This is a genomic window from Rhizobium sp. BK112 (assembly GCF_014193215.1).
GTDB classification, from domain to species: Bacteria; Pseudomonadota; Alphaproteobacteria; order Rhizobiales; family Rhizobiaceae; genus Rhizobium; species Rhizobium anhuiense.
In genome coordinates this window covers 1-14,944 of sequence record NZ_JACHYZ010000032.1, presented here as the reverse complement: position 1 = coordinate 14,944, position 14,944 = coordinate 1, and the positions used below count along the sequence as shown (strand labels likewise).

10 protein-coding genes are annotated in these 14,944 nt (G+C 58.0%); 6 read left to right on the top strand and 4 right to left on the bottom strand.

Annotated features, from left to right (window positions below; all coding sequences use genetic code 11):
* Window positions 1–624 precede the first annotated feature (624 nt).
* Window positions 625–1,467 carry a DUF6030 family protein gene (locus FHT75_RS35375; RefSeq protein WP_049810886.1) on the top strand — a complete coding sequence of 281 codons (843 nt, stop codon included), beginning with the start codon at window positions 625–627 and terminating at the stop codon, window positions 1,465–1,467.
* Between the two features lie 23 nt (window positions 1,468–1,490).
* On the opposite strand, the gene FHT75_RS35370 is transcribed toward FHT75_RS35375, so the two are convergent.
* From FHT75_RS35370 to FHT75_RS35355, 4 genes are all read right to left on the bottom strand, one after another.
* A complete protein-coding gene (locus FHT75_RS35370) occupies window positions 1,491–1,769 on the bottom strand; it encodes a transposase (RefSeq protein WP_183845804.1) in 279 nt (92 codons plus the stop codon).
* A gap of 7 nt (window positions 1,770–1,776) precedes the next feature.
* Complete coding sequence (locus FHT75_RS35365) at window positions 1,777–3,222, bottom strand: HlyD family type I secretion periplasmic adaptor subunit (protein ID WP_047616987.1); 1,446 nt, start codon at window positions 3,220–3,222, stop codon at window positions 1,777–1,779.
* A 12-nt stretch (window positions 3,223–3,234) separates the two neighbouring features.
* Window positions 3,235–4,950 (bottom strand): type I secretion system permease/ATPase, encoded by a 1,716-nt coding sequence (locus FHT75_RS35360; protein ID WP_063473917.1) that lies wholly within the window; start codon window positions 4,948–4,950, stop codon window positions 3,235–3,237.
* Between the two features lie 103 nt (window positions 4,951–5,053).
* Entirely contained in the window at window positions 5,054–5,629 is a 576-nt protein-coding gene (locus FHT75_RS35355; RefSeq protein ID WP_028756841.1) for a hypothetical protein, read from the bottom strand.
* A 596-nt stretch (window positions 5,630–6,225) separates the two neighbouring features.
* Between FHT75_RS35355 and FHT75_RS35350 the strand changes: the two genes are divergently transcribed.
* From FHT75_RS35350 to FHT75_RS35330, 5 genes are all read left to right on the top strand, one after another.
* Window positions 6,226–7,314 (top strand): hypothetical protein, encoded by a 1,089-nt coding sequence (locus FHT75_RS35350; protein ID WP_183845803.1) that lies wholly within the window; start codon window positions 6,226–6,228, stop codon window positions 7,312–7,314.
* A 712-nt stretch (window positions 7,315–8,026) separates the two neighbouring features.
* Window positions 8,027–8,734, top strand: a complete 708-nt coding sequence (locus FHT75_RS35345; protein WP_052213402.1) for a helix-turn-helix transcriptional regulator — start codon at window positions 8,027–8,029, stop codon at window positions 8,732–8,734.
* A 307-nt stretch (window positions 8,735–9,041) separates the two neighbouring features.
* Window positions 9,042–11,189, top strand: coding sequence for a type I secretion system permease/ATPase (locus tag FHT75_RS35340; RefSeq protein ID WP_063473915.1), 2,148 nt, complete (start codon window positions 9,042–9,044; stop codon window positions 11,187–11,189).
* Entirely contained in the window at window positions 11,186–12,643 is a 1,458-nt protein-coding gene (locus FHT75_RS35335; protein WP_063473914.1) for an HlyD family type I secretion periplasmic adaptor subunit, read from the top strand. Before FHT75_RS35340 ends, FHT75_RS35335 begins: the two co-directional genes overlap by 4 nt.
* Window positions 12,644–12,763: 120 nt before the next feature.
* A partial coding sequence (locus FHT75_RS35330) for a M10 family metallopeptidase (RefSeq protein ID WP_183845802.1) occupies window positions 12,764–14,944 on the top strand: 2,181 nt, incomplete at its 3' end.

Below are 14,944 nucleotides of genomic sequence, written 5' to 3'. Positions count from 1 at the left end.
TATTCCCTTCCAGCTCGTCACGCCTGAGAACGTCAAGGACTTCGTCACCAAGAACTGAGGCGAATGCCAAGCAGGATGCGGGCCTTGCCCGCATCTTTTTTTTTGAGTGCGCAAAGTCCCGTGGCTGATTGAGGATGAGACTGGCCGGCATCCCGACCTCGTGCCCGTAAAGAAGAGGCAGGGGCGAAACGTCAAGGAGTGAACCTTTGTCGAAGACGCTTTGCGCGCCGCGACAGAGGCCACCATTGTCGGCAAATATAGCTAAGCTAGGTTGCTCGACGGAACCTTGTTTTCGACATATGTGGGTCCGCGCGTTACTAGCGCATCGCCCCGAAAATCGCGGCCCCGAGGTTCCTGCTTGACGATTTATACAGTCGGCATCAGAATCGCAGCGTCGAAGGTGAGTCGACCGTGCCCGCTTTCACATCGTTGCTCGCCTCGGAAGAGACTAGCCGCAGCGGCCGTTTGGCCACGCGCCGACCGACGCCGCTGGTCGTAAGCTTGCGGGGGATCGCCGTGGATAAAGTGTCGTCGGCAGTTGGTCCTCCTCGCGACAGCCAGCCGCGGCACTGGAGGTTCCTCTTACGGAGCAACCGCCGCTGGCTGCTTTGGTCGGCGCTTTTGATGCCCGTTTTGTTTCTTGTCGGCATCGCTGTTTTTTACCATGAAATCCGTCACGTCGAAGATCCGGCTGGTCGCTTTGAGTATCAAGCGCTCGATAAGGCCGCCCGATCATCACGCATATCAGTCCGCCCTGATACGGCGGCTCCTTCTCCTCTTCCGCCGACGTCTATATCGCTGAAGCTGATCGAGGTTCCGAAACCGGAGCTGGCAAGTCAGTTTCTGCGGACGTGGCGCTTCGCGGGGCCAAATATCTGCGGCGCTCTTCGAGAGGCCGGCATCGAAATGAGCGAATGGAAAGCCGCATCGATGCGCAATCGCAGCTATGAATGTTATTTTCAGCGCATCCACGAACGGGACGAGGTGCGACCGCTCAGTTCGACCTTCGTTAGGGTTCGGGGAAATGAAAGGGGCGATATTGTTGAGATCCGCGCCAAGATCGTCGGGCCGCAGACAGATGCCCAGGGGCGTCTCGCTCCGGCTGTCCTGCGCATTTTCGAGATCATTGTGAAGCAGGCCTGCTGGCGTGATTTCGAAGATGCGCTTGCGTCGATCCAAAGCCTTCGCAATGTCGAATACGAACAATTCGGCGCCTATCTCAGCTTTACGCGCGAAGCCGGCAGCGAAAATAGCTTCAATTTCATTCTTGGCCTTAAGGCGACGTCAAGTTCGCAGGTAAGGACCAAGGCGTATTTTTCGGCAGACAGCTGGCTGGCCACGACAAAACTCCGCATTCCGCAAACTTCATCCTCATCGACGGCATCGTCACATCCACAGCCGCCACTTGCGCTCGATGACGGAGTGAGTAGCGGCCACAATTCAAGATCAATCTGGAACTGTGGCTGAACATCCATAAGTCCATCGTGACCTTAGTTTCGCCCCTTCGAGGTCTTCGCCAGCATCTCGCTCAGCGTTGCCGCCGAGAGCATGGATTCGGCCAAAAGCTTCTTGAGCTTCTGGTTTTCCTCCTCCAGTGCTCTCAGCCTTTTGGTATAGAGACCGACATTTCCGTACTGCAAGGATTGCCACCGATAGAAGGTCGGCTCGCTGATCCCGTGCTTGTGGCAAACATCCGCCACCGTCACCCCGGCTTGGTGCTCCTTCAGGATACCCGTAATCTGGTCGTCGTCGAATTTTCTCTTGCCCATCACGGTCTCAGTCCTCGCGAAATGCTCTGTTGAAACTGTCGAGGAGTGGTCTGACGGCATAGAGCGCCACGCTGCTTTCGCCCGTTTCGATCAGTGTCTGTGCGGGCATGCCCGCGACCAGTTCGACATCACTCATTTTTGCCAACCGCTCGTCCGTTACACGGATTGTCGCGGCAAAATAGGGCTGGCCACTCTGCGGATCGGTGAGACGGTCCGCTGATACATATTCGACCCGACCTTTCAGGAGTGGAACACGCCGCTGATTGTAGGGAAGGAGGTGGACCTGTGCCTCGAGCCCCGGATGGACGAGATTGATGTCTTCCGGTCTGACGTGGGCAGACACGACAAGACGATCGGTGCGTGGCAGAAGATCAACGAGTGGTTCACCCGCGCCGATCACGCCACCTGATGTGTGGATGCGCAGGTTCATGATTGTTCCATCTTCGGGAGCACGGATATCGGTCCTCGACAGTTGGTCGTCGATCGCCCGCAAGCGTTCGCGCAACTGCATGATCTGGCTTTCCGTATTGCGCATGCCCTGGGCGACTTCGTTCAGCCGGTCGCTCTCAAGCTTTGCGAGATCGGCCTGTGAGCCGCTGATCACCTGATAGGCGCGAGAGATCTGTGCCTCTACTGCACCGTGCTGGCCATCAAGGTCTGCTTTTTCCCGCTGGAGGTTGAGAAGCCTGCTCCGTCTTTCCAGTCCTTTGGCGGTGAGGACCGTAACCTGATCCAGTTCTTGGCTCGAGATTGCGGCTCTGTCGGCCAGTGCTGCCTTCTGCGCGCCAAGCCCGACGATTTCCTGCCGCACCTGCGCGATTTTTTCATTGGTGATCTGAATTTCCGCCTGCATGACCCGGCGACGGGCGTCGAAGATTTTCTGTTGCCCGATCAGAATGGCGCTGACCGAAGGATATTTGTCCATTGCTGCCCTGAGATCCTCAGGATAGGCGACATGGTCGCCGCCTGTCTGCTCCGCAAGCAGGCGGGCACGGCTTCCTTCGGCGTCCCAAAGTTGCCCTTGAACGCTGTCGCGCTCCGAGCGAGACTTCGTATCGTCGAGTTCTATGACGATCTGCCCGGCCGTGACCGCATCGCCGTTTTTAACGAGGATCCGTCGGACAATTCCACCTTCCAGATGCTGAATGGTCTTGCGGCTGGATTCCGGCTCGACAACGCCCGAAGCAATTGCAGCGCTTTTCAGCGGCGCCAGAACCGACCAGATTCCCAATCCGACGATGAAGGTCAGGATCAACAGGTTCCCCGTCCAGACAACACTTCTGAGCCGCGGCATGGGAGAAGGGGCGGCGGGTCCGCGCTGTTTCGACTCGATCACCGGCCAATAGGCCGACTGTTGCTTGGCTGTCGCTGTCGGTCGTTCGACCAGCTCCCGACCCGTCCTCGACGAATTTGAAAATCTCGCCGGCGTTGTCTCCAGTTGAACAAGGGCCATGGCAGCGTTCCCCTATGTTCCTGTTCGAGACGGTGGTTGAAGATAGGTTTCGTAAATCCGCTCACTGTCGCCGAAGGCAGCCACCGTCCCGTTGCGCATGATGGCAATCTTGTTGGTGATCGGCAGGATCCCCATCCGGTGCGTTATGATAACGACGATCATCCCCCTGGATCTCATGCGCTCGATTGCCGCAAAGAGCATGCGTTCGCCGTCATAATCCAGGCTCGAATTCGGATCGTCGAGAACGATAAGAGACGGATTTCCATAGGCAGCCCGTGCCAGTCCCAGCTGTTGGCGCTGAGCCCGAAGGAGCAGGTTTCCACCTTCACCGATATCGGTCTCGTAGCCCTGCGGCAGCCGCATGATCGCTTCGTGCAACCCAACGAGCTTTGCGGCGTCGATCGCTTTGCCGGGGTCTCCTCCGTCCAGCCGGCCGATCACATCCTTGATTGCTCCGCCGAAGAGTTCGATGTCCTGCGGCAGGTATCCAACATGGCAGGTCCCGCCGCAAAGGCGCAGAGCCGAGATATCGACCCCGCCGAGAAGGGCACATCCGCTCGTTGCTTGCACAACGCCTGCCATGATGCGGCCAAGTGTCGATTTTCCCGATCCCGACGGACCGATGAGCGCTATGCAATCGCCTGGCGCCAGCCGCAATGTGATATCCGTCAGTATCGGCCGATTGGCGAATGGCTTGAAATAGCTGACATTATCGAGAACGAGGCCATTGGGTTCCGGTCGCGGCACCATTCGAGCATCGCGGTCCGATGCAACTGCTATCAGCATTCTGTTCAAGCGATTGAAGGCATTGCGCGCAAACGTAAAGGAGCGCCAAGCACCTATTGCGCCCTCGATTGGTGCGAGCCCGCGCCCGAGCAGCAGGCTCGCAACGAAGATGATCCCGGGACTGCCGTCGTTTGCGAGCACCAGCCATGTCGCGGATCCCATCATCAGGATCTGCGCGAGTGTGCGGATCGATTTGGAGAAACCAAGAATGATCTCGGTGCGATGCATCGCGATGTCCTGCGCCCGTCTCGCCATTTCTGCATCGCGATAGACGATCAGCGCCGCGCCATCCTGCATGCCCATTGCCCGGATCACCTCGATGTTTTTGAGGGCGGTCGCAAATCGCAGATAACTCCTCGAAAGGGCAAGATTGGCGTGGGCAAGCGGCTCCCGCGTTGCCAGTTCCGTCATGAACGCAAACAGCAGAAGTGCAACTGCGCTCAGAAGACCGATGGTCCCAAGCAGCGGATGAACAAGAAAGAGCAGGAGCAGGAATAACGGCGCCCAGGGAACGTCAAAAAGCAGCGAGCTGGCCGGTGAATCGAGGAACTGGCGTAGGGCGGCCAGGTCCCTGTAGCATTCCGTAGCAGCTCCCGTATCGGCGCGAGCGGCATATTCGAACGATGCGGTCAACACCATGGGCCGTAGCCTGTGATCCAGCCAGCTGCCGAGGCGCGAAAGCGCAGCCCTGCGCACGATATCGAGCGTCGACCCGACCAGCACAGCGACGGCGATGATCATCGTCAGCATCAGGAGCGTGTCAGCGCTTCGGCTCGACAGGACCCTGTCATAGATCTGCAGGAGATAGATGGACGGCGCCAGAAGAAAGAGATTGTAGCCGCAGCTATAGAGGAAGACCAACCCGAAGGCTCCGGCACAGGCCCTGAGCGCGACAACAAGCTGTGTCGGCGGGCGCGGTGGCTTGATGGAAATCGTTGTCATTACCAGATCTCGCTGCATTTGATACTGACGAGAAAAGACTGCGTGCTGGTTCAGCAATTCAGGAGGGTCGCCAGCCGAAACCGGCGACCCTCAGAGTCTGAATTCATGAGCCGAGATGGTCGACGTCGATATGGCCGAAGGCGTTTATGAAGTGATCGAGAGAATTGTTCACCGTCGTCGTTTCGGGATCCGTGTGCACCAGAGCTGACGAGATATCGCCGCCCAGAGCGTTGTTTCCGTTGCCGCCGTTGCCGCCGACGCCTGCGAGGATGGTGGCATGCTGATCGGCCACAAGCTGCGTATATTGTGTCGCGGTCGTAGCTGCAGCCACCGCAGCCGTGTCGCCGCCGCTCGAGTTTCCTTGGCTGCCGTTGGAGTTGGAATCTCCCCCCGCGCCGCCGTCGCCGCTGTTCGTGACCGCCGCCAGGAAGCCGTTCTTGGCCTGAGCAAAGCCACCGTCTCCGCCATGGCCGGCGTCCCAACTTGCCTTCTGCCAAACGTGATCGCCGTTGTGCAGATCGGTCGTTGCCCCGTAGACCTTTTGCACGGGGTCTACATATGCAACTGGGTTGTAGTTGATGTTCCCATCGTTGTGGCCATCACCGCCGTTGCCGGCTTTCGCGTCACCAGCATCCGGGTTATTGAGTTGAATCGTGTCGGATATTTGTGGAATAGGCATTGATGTCACTCCTTCTACTTCGTTTCGTCCATGTTACTTTTACGGCGTGGGTATCCAGCATGTCACCGCTAGCCAATACAACCGCGGACGAATATTGCCTGCGATTTAATCTACGAACTACCCAGATATTCGGCGGCATTCCTTCGGATGTATACTTGAAGGTGATGGAGAGTTATTTGGATTAGTACTGAGTGATTTGACCCCGGCTGGTATGGGCAGGATCATTTCTGCGGCCTCGTCGAAGCGATGCCGTTTTTCGAAGCAACGGCCGTCCAAGCGAACCGGCTGCATCCCCGGGGCTGATCAGGCCGCGCCTGGCGGAGGCCCCGCTTGGAGCTGAAAAACTGTCATGACCCGCCGCGAGAACGGGGGCGCAAGATGGGGGCCTCTAACCCAAACGGGCGTTGAGTGCTCGCAGACTCGCACAAGGAGCACTGCGGCCCTGACAGCCAAATGGCTATAGAACTAGCCGACGGGATGTAGACGAATTGCAGGCTCTGCTTTTGTTGCGTTCAGATGCACAATGCCTGAACAATTCAGGCTGCATAGCGTCGCACGCTCGGTGGCCGTGCGGTTGACCGGAAATGGAGACGGTAATGGCGGAAACTCGTTCCTTATCGGAAGACTTGCCCAAGGCGGGCACCGATCAAAACCTCGCCCCTAATGCGGCCGCGGGGCATCTGGCACTGGTGCCGACCTGGCTTCCATTGGAGGTCGCTTCCAATCCGAGCTATAATTCTGCCGGCAGCGGTGGTGACGGGATAAGCGAAGGCGTGATCAGCAGCAACGCCTTGGCCGTCTTCATGCCGTCGAATGCCGCGATGGCCGGGCCTCATTCGGGCGCCGACGGTTTCCAGGGCAATGATGCGCTTATCAATCAGCATCCTACCGAAATGGCCGGGATCGGCGGGAATGGCGGAAGCGGCAATGTTGCCATCGGCAGCGGCGACGGCGGCAATCATGCCGGCACCGGCGGCAATGGCCTCTTCTACGGTGGACTGGTCAGCACCGAAGTCGCGGTGTTTGCGCCGGTGAATACGGCCGTGGCTGCTGGCCCCGGCGCGGAGGCTCACGCTGAGCAATCGAACAATGCATTGTTTCTGCAGGGCGCAACCCAGATGGGCGGCATCGGCGGCTCGGGCGGAGACCACAACGCCGCGGGCCACGGTGCGTCGCTGAGCCCGGGAACGTCGCTCACATTGACCGGCGACAATTATGCGGGCCACGGCGGCGATGGATATTTTATCGGCAGCATGGTCGACGTAAGCGTGGCCATATTCTCACCGATCAACATCGCCGTCGGCGCCGCGGGCGGCTCGGCGGTCGCTCATCAGACAAACAATGCAATTTTCGATCAGGGCACTGTGCAGATCGCCGGCATCGGCGGCAATGGCGGTGGCTTCAACATGTCGTCGGATACGATTTTCACCGGCAACCATGCGGGGGGCGGTGGCGGGACCGGATCGTCAACCGGCAGCATGGTAGACGTCAATTTCGCCTATTTCCATCCCATCAACATTGCCGTTCCCGCCGGCGGGACGGCGGACGCCCAACAGATCGATCATATTCTCTATGATCAGCAAGCGCTTCAGTTGGCGGGCATCGCGGGCCACGGCGGAGAGGGTAATCTCACGGACGCCCATTCGGCTCTCGTCGACGACATTCTGAGCTTCATGCATAGCTAGCGGATAGACTCCGCGCTTGCATTGCGGAGGCTCGACTGCACGAAACCGCTTTCGTGCCGACGGGCTCGCGCAATGCCGAACATTTCTCCACGACCTCATCCGTATTGTCGCCGATTTCGGCCGCCAGAGGCCGTGACCGCCGCCCGGCATCTGGGAGCGTCGGCGCAGTGCTGCCTGCGTGAAACAACGGGTATTCATGCCTCATCAGGGTGTAGTTTCACTAATCATAATGGGTAATCAGCGATCTTGTGGTTTTGTCGCTTTTTTCGGTTGTCGTTTTGCTGTCTGGGTCTGCGGCTGTTTTGAACTGACATATGGAAACAAAGCCGAGCCGATCGGCAGCTGGTTATCTCCACTGGTTCCTTCCAAAATGGGTCTGTAGCAGATCGGTTGCTTTTTCAGTGCCTTTGAAAGCTTTGTTGACCCGCTTGCCGTACGTGAATTCGGCGAAGGGATGGAAAGTCTGTAGCGACAAGTCGAACCAGCAGACCCTCATGAACAATCTCTTAAATACGCCCTGCAGGCCTAGTCATCTCTCACTCAAATCTTATAGACTATAAGAATTATCGTGAGAGATCAGACTATTGATATCTGAAATACACTCACTTTTTATCATGACATGTAATGAGAACAGGAATAATATGAACAGCTGTTGCGTTGCAAATATCTGGGGAGCGCGCAAGTGTCCGACATTGCTAATACCAAGCGCCGTATGGGGCGCAATGCACCAACTGTGATCATCATTGAGCATTCTACTTTGGCGCGCACCACCGTGGTGAAGCTTCTTGAGCGTGAACTCGCCGGGTGGAACTTTATAGATTTGATCTCGACCGAGAGTCTCGATCGGGCTCTTGGAGCCGAGGTGCGTTTGATTGCATTGGATCTGGCTGGCAGAGATGTCGAGAGCGCCAGCCTGCGGGAAGATCTCGCGGCAATTGCTGCACGTTTTCCTGAGGCTCCTATCACGTTGCTCTCAAGTACGGATGACGTCATCATAGTCCGTCAGGCGCTTGAGATAGGCATCCGCGGCTTTTTCTCGACGTCACTTCCCGTTGATATTGCCCTTGCCGGTCTTCGCCTTGTTCTGGCAGGAGGAACATTTTTCCCGCAGCTATTGGGAGCTGTTGCAAACGGCTCGAGCGAGCATAGCCCGGCCAGAAATGAGGCCGAAAAATGCTTGGATGATAGGACGCAGTACTTGGCGATTGCTGATTTCACTCCCCGGGAAGCGGATGTCCTCGCAGAGCTGCAATCCGGCTGTTCAAATAAGGTAATTGCAGGAAAACTCAATTTGTCGGGGCATACGGTCAAGATGCATTTGCAACACATTATGCGCAAGTTGCAGGCGCAGAACCGCACTGAAGTGGTTGCCCGCTTAATTCAAAGAGCCGCCGGTGGGCCTGACGCCTCGCCGAGTTAGGCGGTGTCGGCCAGTACCGGGGCGCTGTCTCAACGTTTGAGTGGGTGTCGGAGCGCGGTTTGATCCCATCATAGGCGCCGAAGATTGCTCCCTGACTCGAGCCGTTGCCACCCCCGGCGAAGCTAGACTGTGCTACCGTCGGTGCGTTGTTGCTTCTTCGCCACAACCGGCTCGAAATCAGGCGAGCTCCAATATCCCCCCGTGGCGCAGTATTTCCGAGTGAGTTACATCATCAGCAAGCGGCCGCAGCAGGCGGTTGGGCCGGTGGAGCGCGGTAATCTGTAGCTTCAGGGGAATAGTTCCGCGCATGGATGGCAGCCTTTCGCAGCATCTGGACTCCGGTCTTCGTGCGCTCTGCGGCATCGCTGCATTCTATCGCATTGCTGCCGACCCGGTTCAGCTGCAGCACGATCTGGCGTTGAAGGGGCGCACGTCCCAGGCCATCGACATTCAGCGAGCAGCCAAGATCATCGGGCTTAAGGCGCGTGTCGTGGAGAAGGTCACGGAGCAACGTCTTCGAGCCATGCCTGTCCCCGCCATTGTCCAGGTGCGCAGCGGCTCCTTTCAGGTGCTCGGCGGCTTGAACCCATCGGGAAAGTACAGACTCGTCGATCCGATAACACGCGTCGATCGTGAAATCGCTTCTGCGGATATACTAGCCGAAATCGACGCGCGCGTTATTCTTGTGGGGCGGCGCATAAGAGGCGAAGGGTCCGACCCGCGAGAATTCGGCTTCAAGTGGTTTCTGCCATCGATCTGGCGTTATCGAAAGCCGCTTGCCCATGTATTGCTTGCCTCGCTGTTTGTGCAGATCTTCGCGCTCATCACACCTTTGTTCTTCCAGGTCGTGGTCGACAAGGTCCTGACGCACAAAGCCTATTCGACGTTGTTCGTGCTTGTTGCAGGCATCGCGATCATTGGTCTCTTCGATGTCATGCTTCAATATCTGAGGGCCTATGCGCTGGCTCACACGACGAACCGGATCGATGTCGAGCTCGGCCAACGATTGTTCCATCATCTCCTGCGGCTACCGCTGGAGTACTTCGAGACGCGATCAGCCGGCCAGACCGTCGCCCGCGTTCGAGAACTTGAAACGATCCGCGCATTTCTGACCGGGCAGGGGTTGTTTTCGGCGCTCGACGTCATTTTCACTTTTGTCTTCATCGCGGTTCTTTTCGCCTATTCCTGGAGCTTGACCCTGGTTGTCGTTGCGGCGATCCCGATCTACCTCCTGATCGGAATCGTGGTTCGACCGCCGCTGCGCGAATTCGTCAAAGAGAAGTTCAATCGGGGAGCGGCAAGCCAGCAGTTCCTGGTCGAAGCGATCGTCGGTGTCCACACGGTTAAATCCGCCGCGGTGGAGCCGGTGATGCAGGCGCAGTGGGAGGAAAAGCTCGCAGCTTACGTGCGAACAGCCTTCGATACGACACTGCTGAGCGCTGGCGGACAAAATGCCATTCAATATGTGAGCAAGCTTTCGACGGCGGTCCTTCTTCTTTTCGGTGCGAGGGCCGTGATGAACGGGGAGCTTTCCGTTGGTTCGCTTGTTGCCTTCAACATGATCGCAGGGCAGGTCACCCAGCCGGTTTTGAGGTTGTCCCAACTCTGGCAAGATTTCCAGCAGGTGCAGATCTCGGTCGATCGGCTCGGCGACATTCTGAACACGCCGATGGAGCGTCAGCCAAGCTCCCGTTTGTCGTTGCCTGCCCCACGGGGGAACATTGAACTTCGAAATGTCACCTTCCGTTATCGGCCCGGCTCTCCGGAAGTCTTGAAAAACGTATCGCTGGACATCAAACCCGGAGAAATCATCGGTATCGTCGGCGCATCGGGTTCCGGAAAGTCCACGCTTGCCAAACTGGTGCAGCGTCTCTACGTCCCCGAAGAGGGTCAGGTCCTGCTGGATGGCATGGATCTATCACAACTCGACCCCGCTTGGCTTCGAAGCCACATAGGAGTCGTTCTCCAAGAGAATCTGCTGTTCAACCGCACGATCCACGACAATATCGCTTTCTCAAACCCGGCGATGCACCGCGCTCAGGTTATTGCGGTTGCCAAGCTCGCCGGGGCGGATGAATTCATTTTGCGGTTGCCGCAAGGCTACGACACGATGATCGAAGAACGTGGCGCGAACCTGTCCGGCGGCCAGCGTCAGAGGATCGCCATTGCCCGTGCGCTTGCCACAGCCCCGCCGATCTTGATTTTCGATGAGGCGACCAGCGCCCTCGACTATGAAAGCGAACGGGTCGTACAGACCAATATGCGCCAGATCGCCGCCGGCCGAACGGTTATCATCATCGCGCACCGGCTCGCAGCTGTGCGGCCCTGCAATCGGATCATCGGTATGGCAGACGGGCGCATAGCGGAAATTGGCAGCCATGACGAGCTGCTTAAGCGCCCGGACGGGCTCTATGCGCGGCTTTGGGCCTTGCAGAATGACAGAGGCGCCGCATGAAAAGTGGACCTGTCCAAGCTGTTCGATATGCCGGTCCTGCGCCGCGCCCGGCCAAGCGATCCGATCATGAGTTTCTGGCACCGGCGATCGAAATCCTCGAGACCCCACCCTCGCCGGTGCGCCTGGCGCTGATCTTGATCATTTGCGCCTTTGTCACAACGGCATTGATCTGGTCCTATATCGGCCACATCGACATCATCGCAGCCGCACAGGGCAAGATTCAGCCGGCCGGCCGCGTCAAGGTTGTTCAGCCGCTGTTGACGGGTAAGGTGAAGGCGCTTCCGCCATCAAATGGCACACAGGTCAAGACCGGTGATATCCTCCTCGAGCTTGATCCGACGGATGCTATTGCCGATGAGACGGATGCGGCAAAAGGCCTGGCGTCTGTGAACGCCGAGGTCCGGCGCCGAACAGCTGCGGTAAACTATGTTCGTTCTCAGGAGAGCGGCAGGCTGCCGCCAACGATCTCATGGGATGCGGACGCGTCCGATGAATTGCGTCGTCGTGAAGAAGGCATCCTGCGGGGCGACCTCGAACAATACCAGGCCGCAGTTGCGTCGCTTGATGCTCAGAAGCACCAGAAGGAAGTGGAGCGCGATCGTCTGACGGTGACGGTTGCGGCTCAGAACTCGCTGGTTGAAACGCTGAAAGAGCGTGTGGCGATGCGCAATATGCTGGCTTCGAAGGAAGCCGGCACCATGGCAAGCGTGATCGATGCGACGCAAACATTGAAGGAGCAGGCGACGCAACTGGCTATGCAGGAAGGTCAGCTCGCTGATGCCGCCGCTGGTATCGAGGTCCTTGCGCGGGAAAAGGACAAGCTAAAACGAGCATTCCTAGGCGATCAGCTCGAGCGGCTGGGTAATGCGGAACGTCGGGTCGAAGAGCTGGAGCAGCGACTGGCGAAAGCCATAAATGTTCGCGAGCAGATGACTTTGCGCAGTCCAATAGACGGCACGGTGCAAGCATCCTCGATTACCAGTGTGGGCCAAGTGGTGACCGTCGGCGAGGACGTGATGCGTGTCGTGCCTGAGGGAAGCACACTGGAACTCGAAGCTTACGCTTTGAACAAGGACATCGGCTTCATCAAGGTCGGCCAGGATGCTGTCGTCAAGCTCGAAGCCTTTCCCTTTACACGCTACGGAACGATCCCGGCCCGCGTCATCAAGATTGCGGCCGATGCGATTCCGGAACCCGATGCCGCGCGTCGTGAAGGCGACCCTGCGGCACGACAGTCGGAGACAACGTTCGGCGGCGCCGAAAGGATGCAGAACCTGGTTTTTCCGGTGACATTGAGTTTGGAGGCCGATCAAATTCTAGCAGATGGCAGTAACGTCCAGTTAAGCGCGGGCATGGCAGCAGTTGCGGAGGTTCGAACAGGCGAGCGCAGGATCCTGGAATATGTCTTCTCGCCTTTGATCGAGGTCGCGGAGGAAGCCCTTCATGAGCGTTAGTTACTTAGGTCAAAACCTTACTGAAGCGAGATAAGACTTGTAGTTGAAGTTTCACCCTCATGCGGAGCAGAGGGAACCGGCATTTGGCACGGCAGAGTGGATTAGGCAAACGGGGATTTTATGACGAACCTTATTACTTCGACGAAGAACGTCAGCTTGACTGGGGATCAGAAAGTTGACGGGCTGTTCAGCGGCACAGCCTGGGACGGAACGATAACCTATGCGTTTCCCACCTTCTCGACATCGTATTCCTATGCTGGCGAGAAAGATTGGGGTTTCTCTGCGATTTCCTCTCAGCAGCAGTCTTTTGCCTTGTTCTTCATGGAGCAATCCTACGGAAATACTGCAAATGACGGTTTCTCCGTTGAGGGATTTACGAACGCCAACTTTCAGGCCGGTAGTGCGGAGACCGCATCGGTGCGGTTCGCTCAGTCATGGATGCCCCCGACGGCATGGGCCTATTATCCAGACACTCCGGAGGCAGGCGGCGACGTCTGGTTCGGAACGTCATATGCCGGCACTGAGGTAGATCTTCGCTTTCCGGAGTTCGGCAACTATGCAGGGCATACCTTGGTGCATGAACTGGGTCACGCGCTGGGATTGAAACATGCTCATGAGCCCATATACTTCGACAATTCAACGGTCGTTCCGAGTGCCTACGATTCGCTCGAATACACGGTCATGACTTACCGCACGTTTGTTGGAGACGATACAACAAGCGGCTACAAATACGAGCATGACGGCGCGCCTCAAAGCTTCATGATGCTCGACATCGCCGCCCTGCAGGAAATGTATGGTGCGGACTACACGACCAACAGTGGCAATACCGTTTACAAGTGGAATCCGAACCAAGGCATCACCTATGTCAACGGCGTCGCGGCCATCACGCCCGATGCCAACCGCATCTTCGCGACAATCTGGGACGGCGGCGGAATCGATACCTATGATTTGAGCGCTTATACTACCAACCTCACGATCGATTTGCGAGCAGGGGGGTACTCGGTCTTTTCCCAGGGCCAGTTGGCCGATCTGGGGGGTGGTCCGAACAATGGTTACGCCCGCGGCAACATTTTCAACGCGCTTCTTTATCACAACAACGTTGCCTCCTTGATCGAGAATGTTCAGGCCGGCTCCGGCGACGATACGATTGTCGGTAACGAAGCGAACAATACGCTTTGGGGAAATGCCGGAAATGATTCGCTGTCCGGTGGTACTGGCGTCGACACATTGATCGGCGGCACTGGCAACGACACCTATTTCGTCGACAATGCCGCCGACGTCGTCACCGAAAACGCCAGTGAGGGGACCGACACGGTTCGCGCCACGGCAAGCTACACGCTTGGCGCCAATGTCGAAAACCTAACCTTTATCGGCACCGGGGCCTTCAGCGGTATCGGAAACGGGCTCGCCAACACGATCACGGGGGGCGCCTCCACCGATACGCTCTTAGGCGGCGCCGGCAACGATACGCTGGACGGTGGCGCCGGCGCCGACACGCTGCTCGGCGGGGCGGGGGACGACACCTACATCGTCGACAATGCCGGCGACAGCGTCACCGAGAACGCCAGCGAGGGGACCGACACGGTTCGCACGAACTTGGCAAGCTATACGCTTGGCGCCAATGTCGAGAACCTCACCTATAACGGAACGGCGGCCTTTGCCGGAACGGGCAACTCGCTGGACAACCTTATCATCGGTGGCGCTGTCAGCGATACGCTTTCCGGCGGCGCCGGCAATGACACGCTGAATGGCAGCGCCGGCGCCGACACGCTGATCGGCGGGGCGGGGGACGACATCTATGCCGTCGACAATGCCGGCGACAGCGTCGCCGAGAACGCCAGCGAGGGGACCGACACGGTCCGCACGAACCTGGCAAGCTATACGCTTGGCGCCAATGTCGAGAACCTCACCTATAACGGAACGGCAGCCTTTGCCGGAACGGGCAACTCGCTGGACAACCTTATCATCGGTGGCGCTGCCAGCGATACGCTTTCCGGCGGCACCGGCAATGACACGCTGAATGGCAGCGCCGGCGCCGATACGCTGATCGGCGGAGCGGGGGACGACATCTATGCCGTCGACAATGTCGGCGACGGCGTCACCGAGAACGCCAGCGAGGGGACCGACACGGTTCGCACGAACCTGGCAAGCTATACACTTGGCGCCAATGTCGAGAACCTCACCTATAACGGAACGGCGGCCTTTGCCGGCACCGGCAATGCATCCGCCAACACGATCAGGGGTGCGGCAGGCGCCGACATCCTGGACGGAAAGGCCGGAGCCGACACACTGATCGGTGGA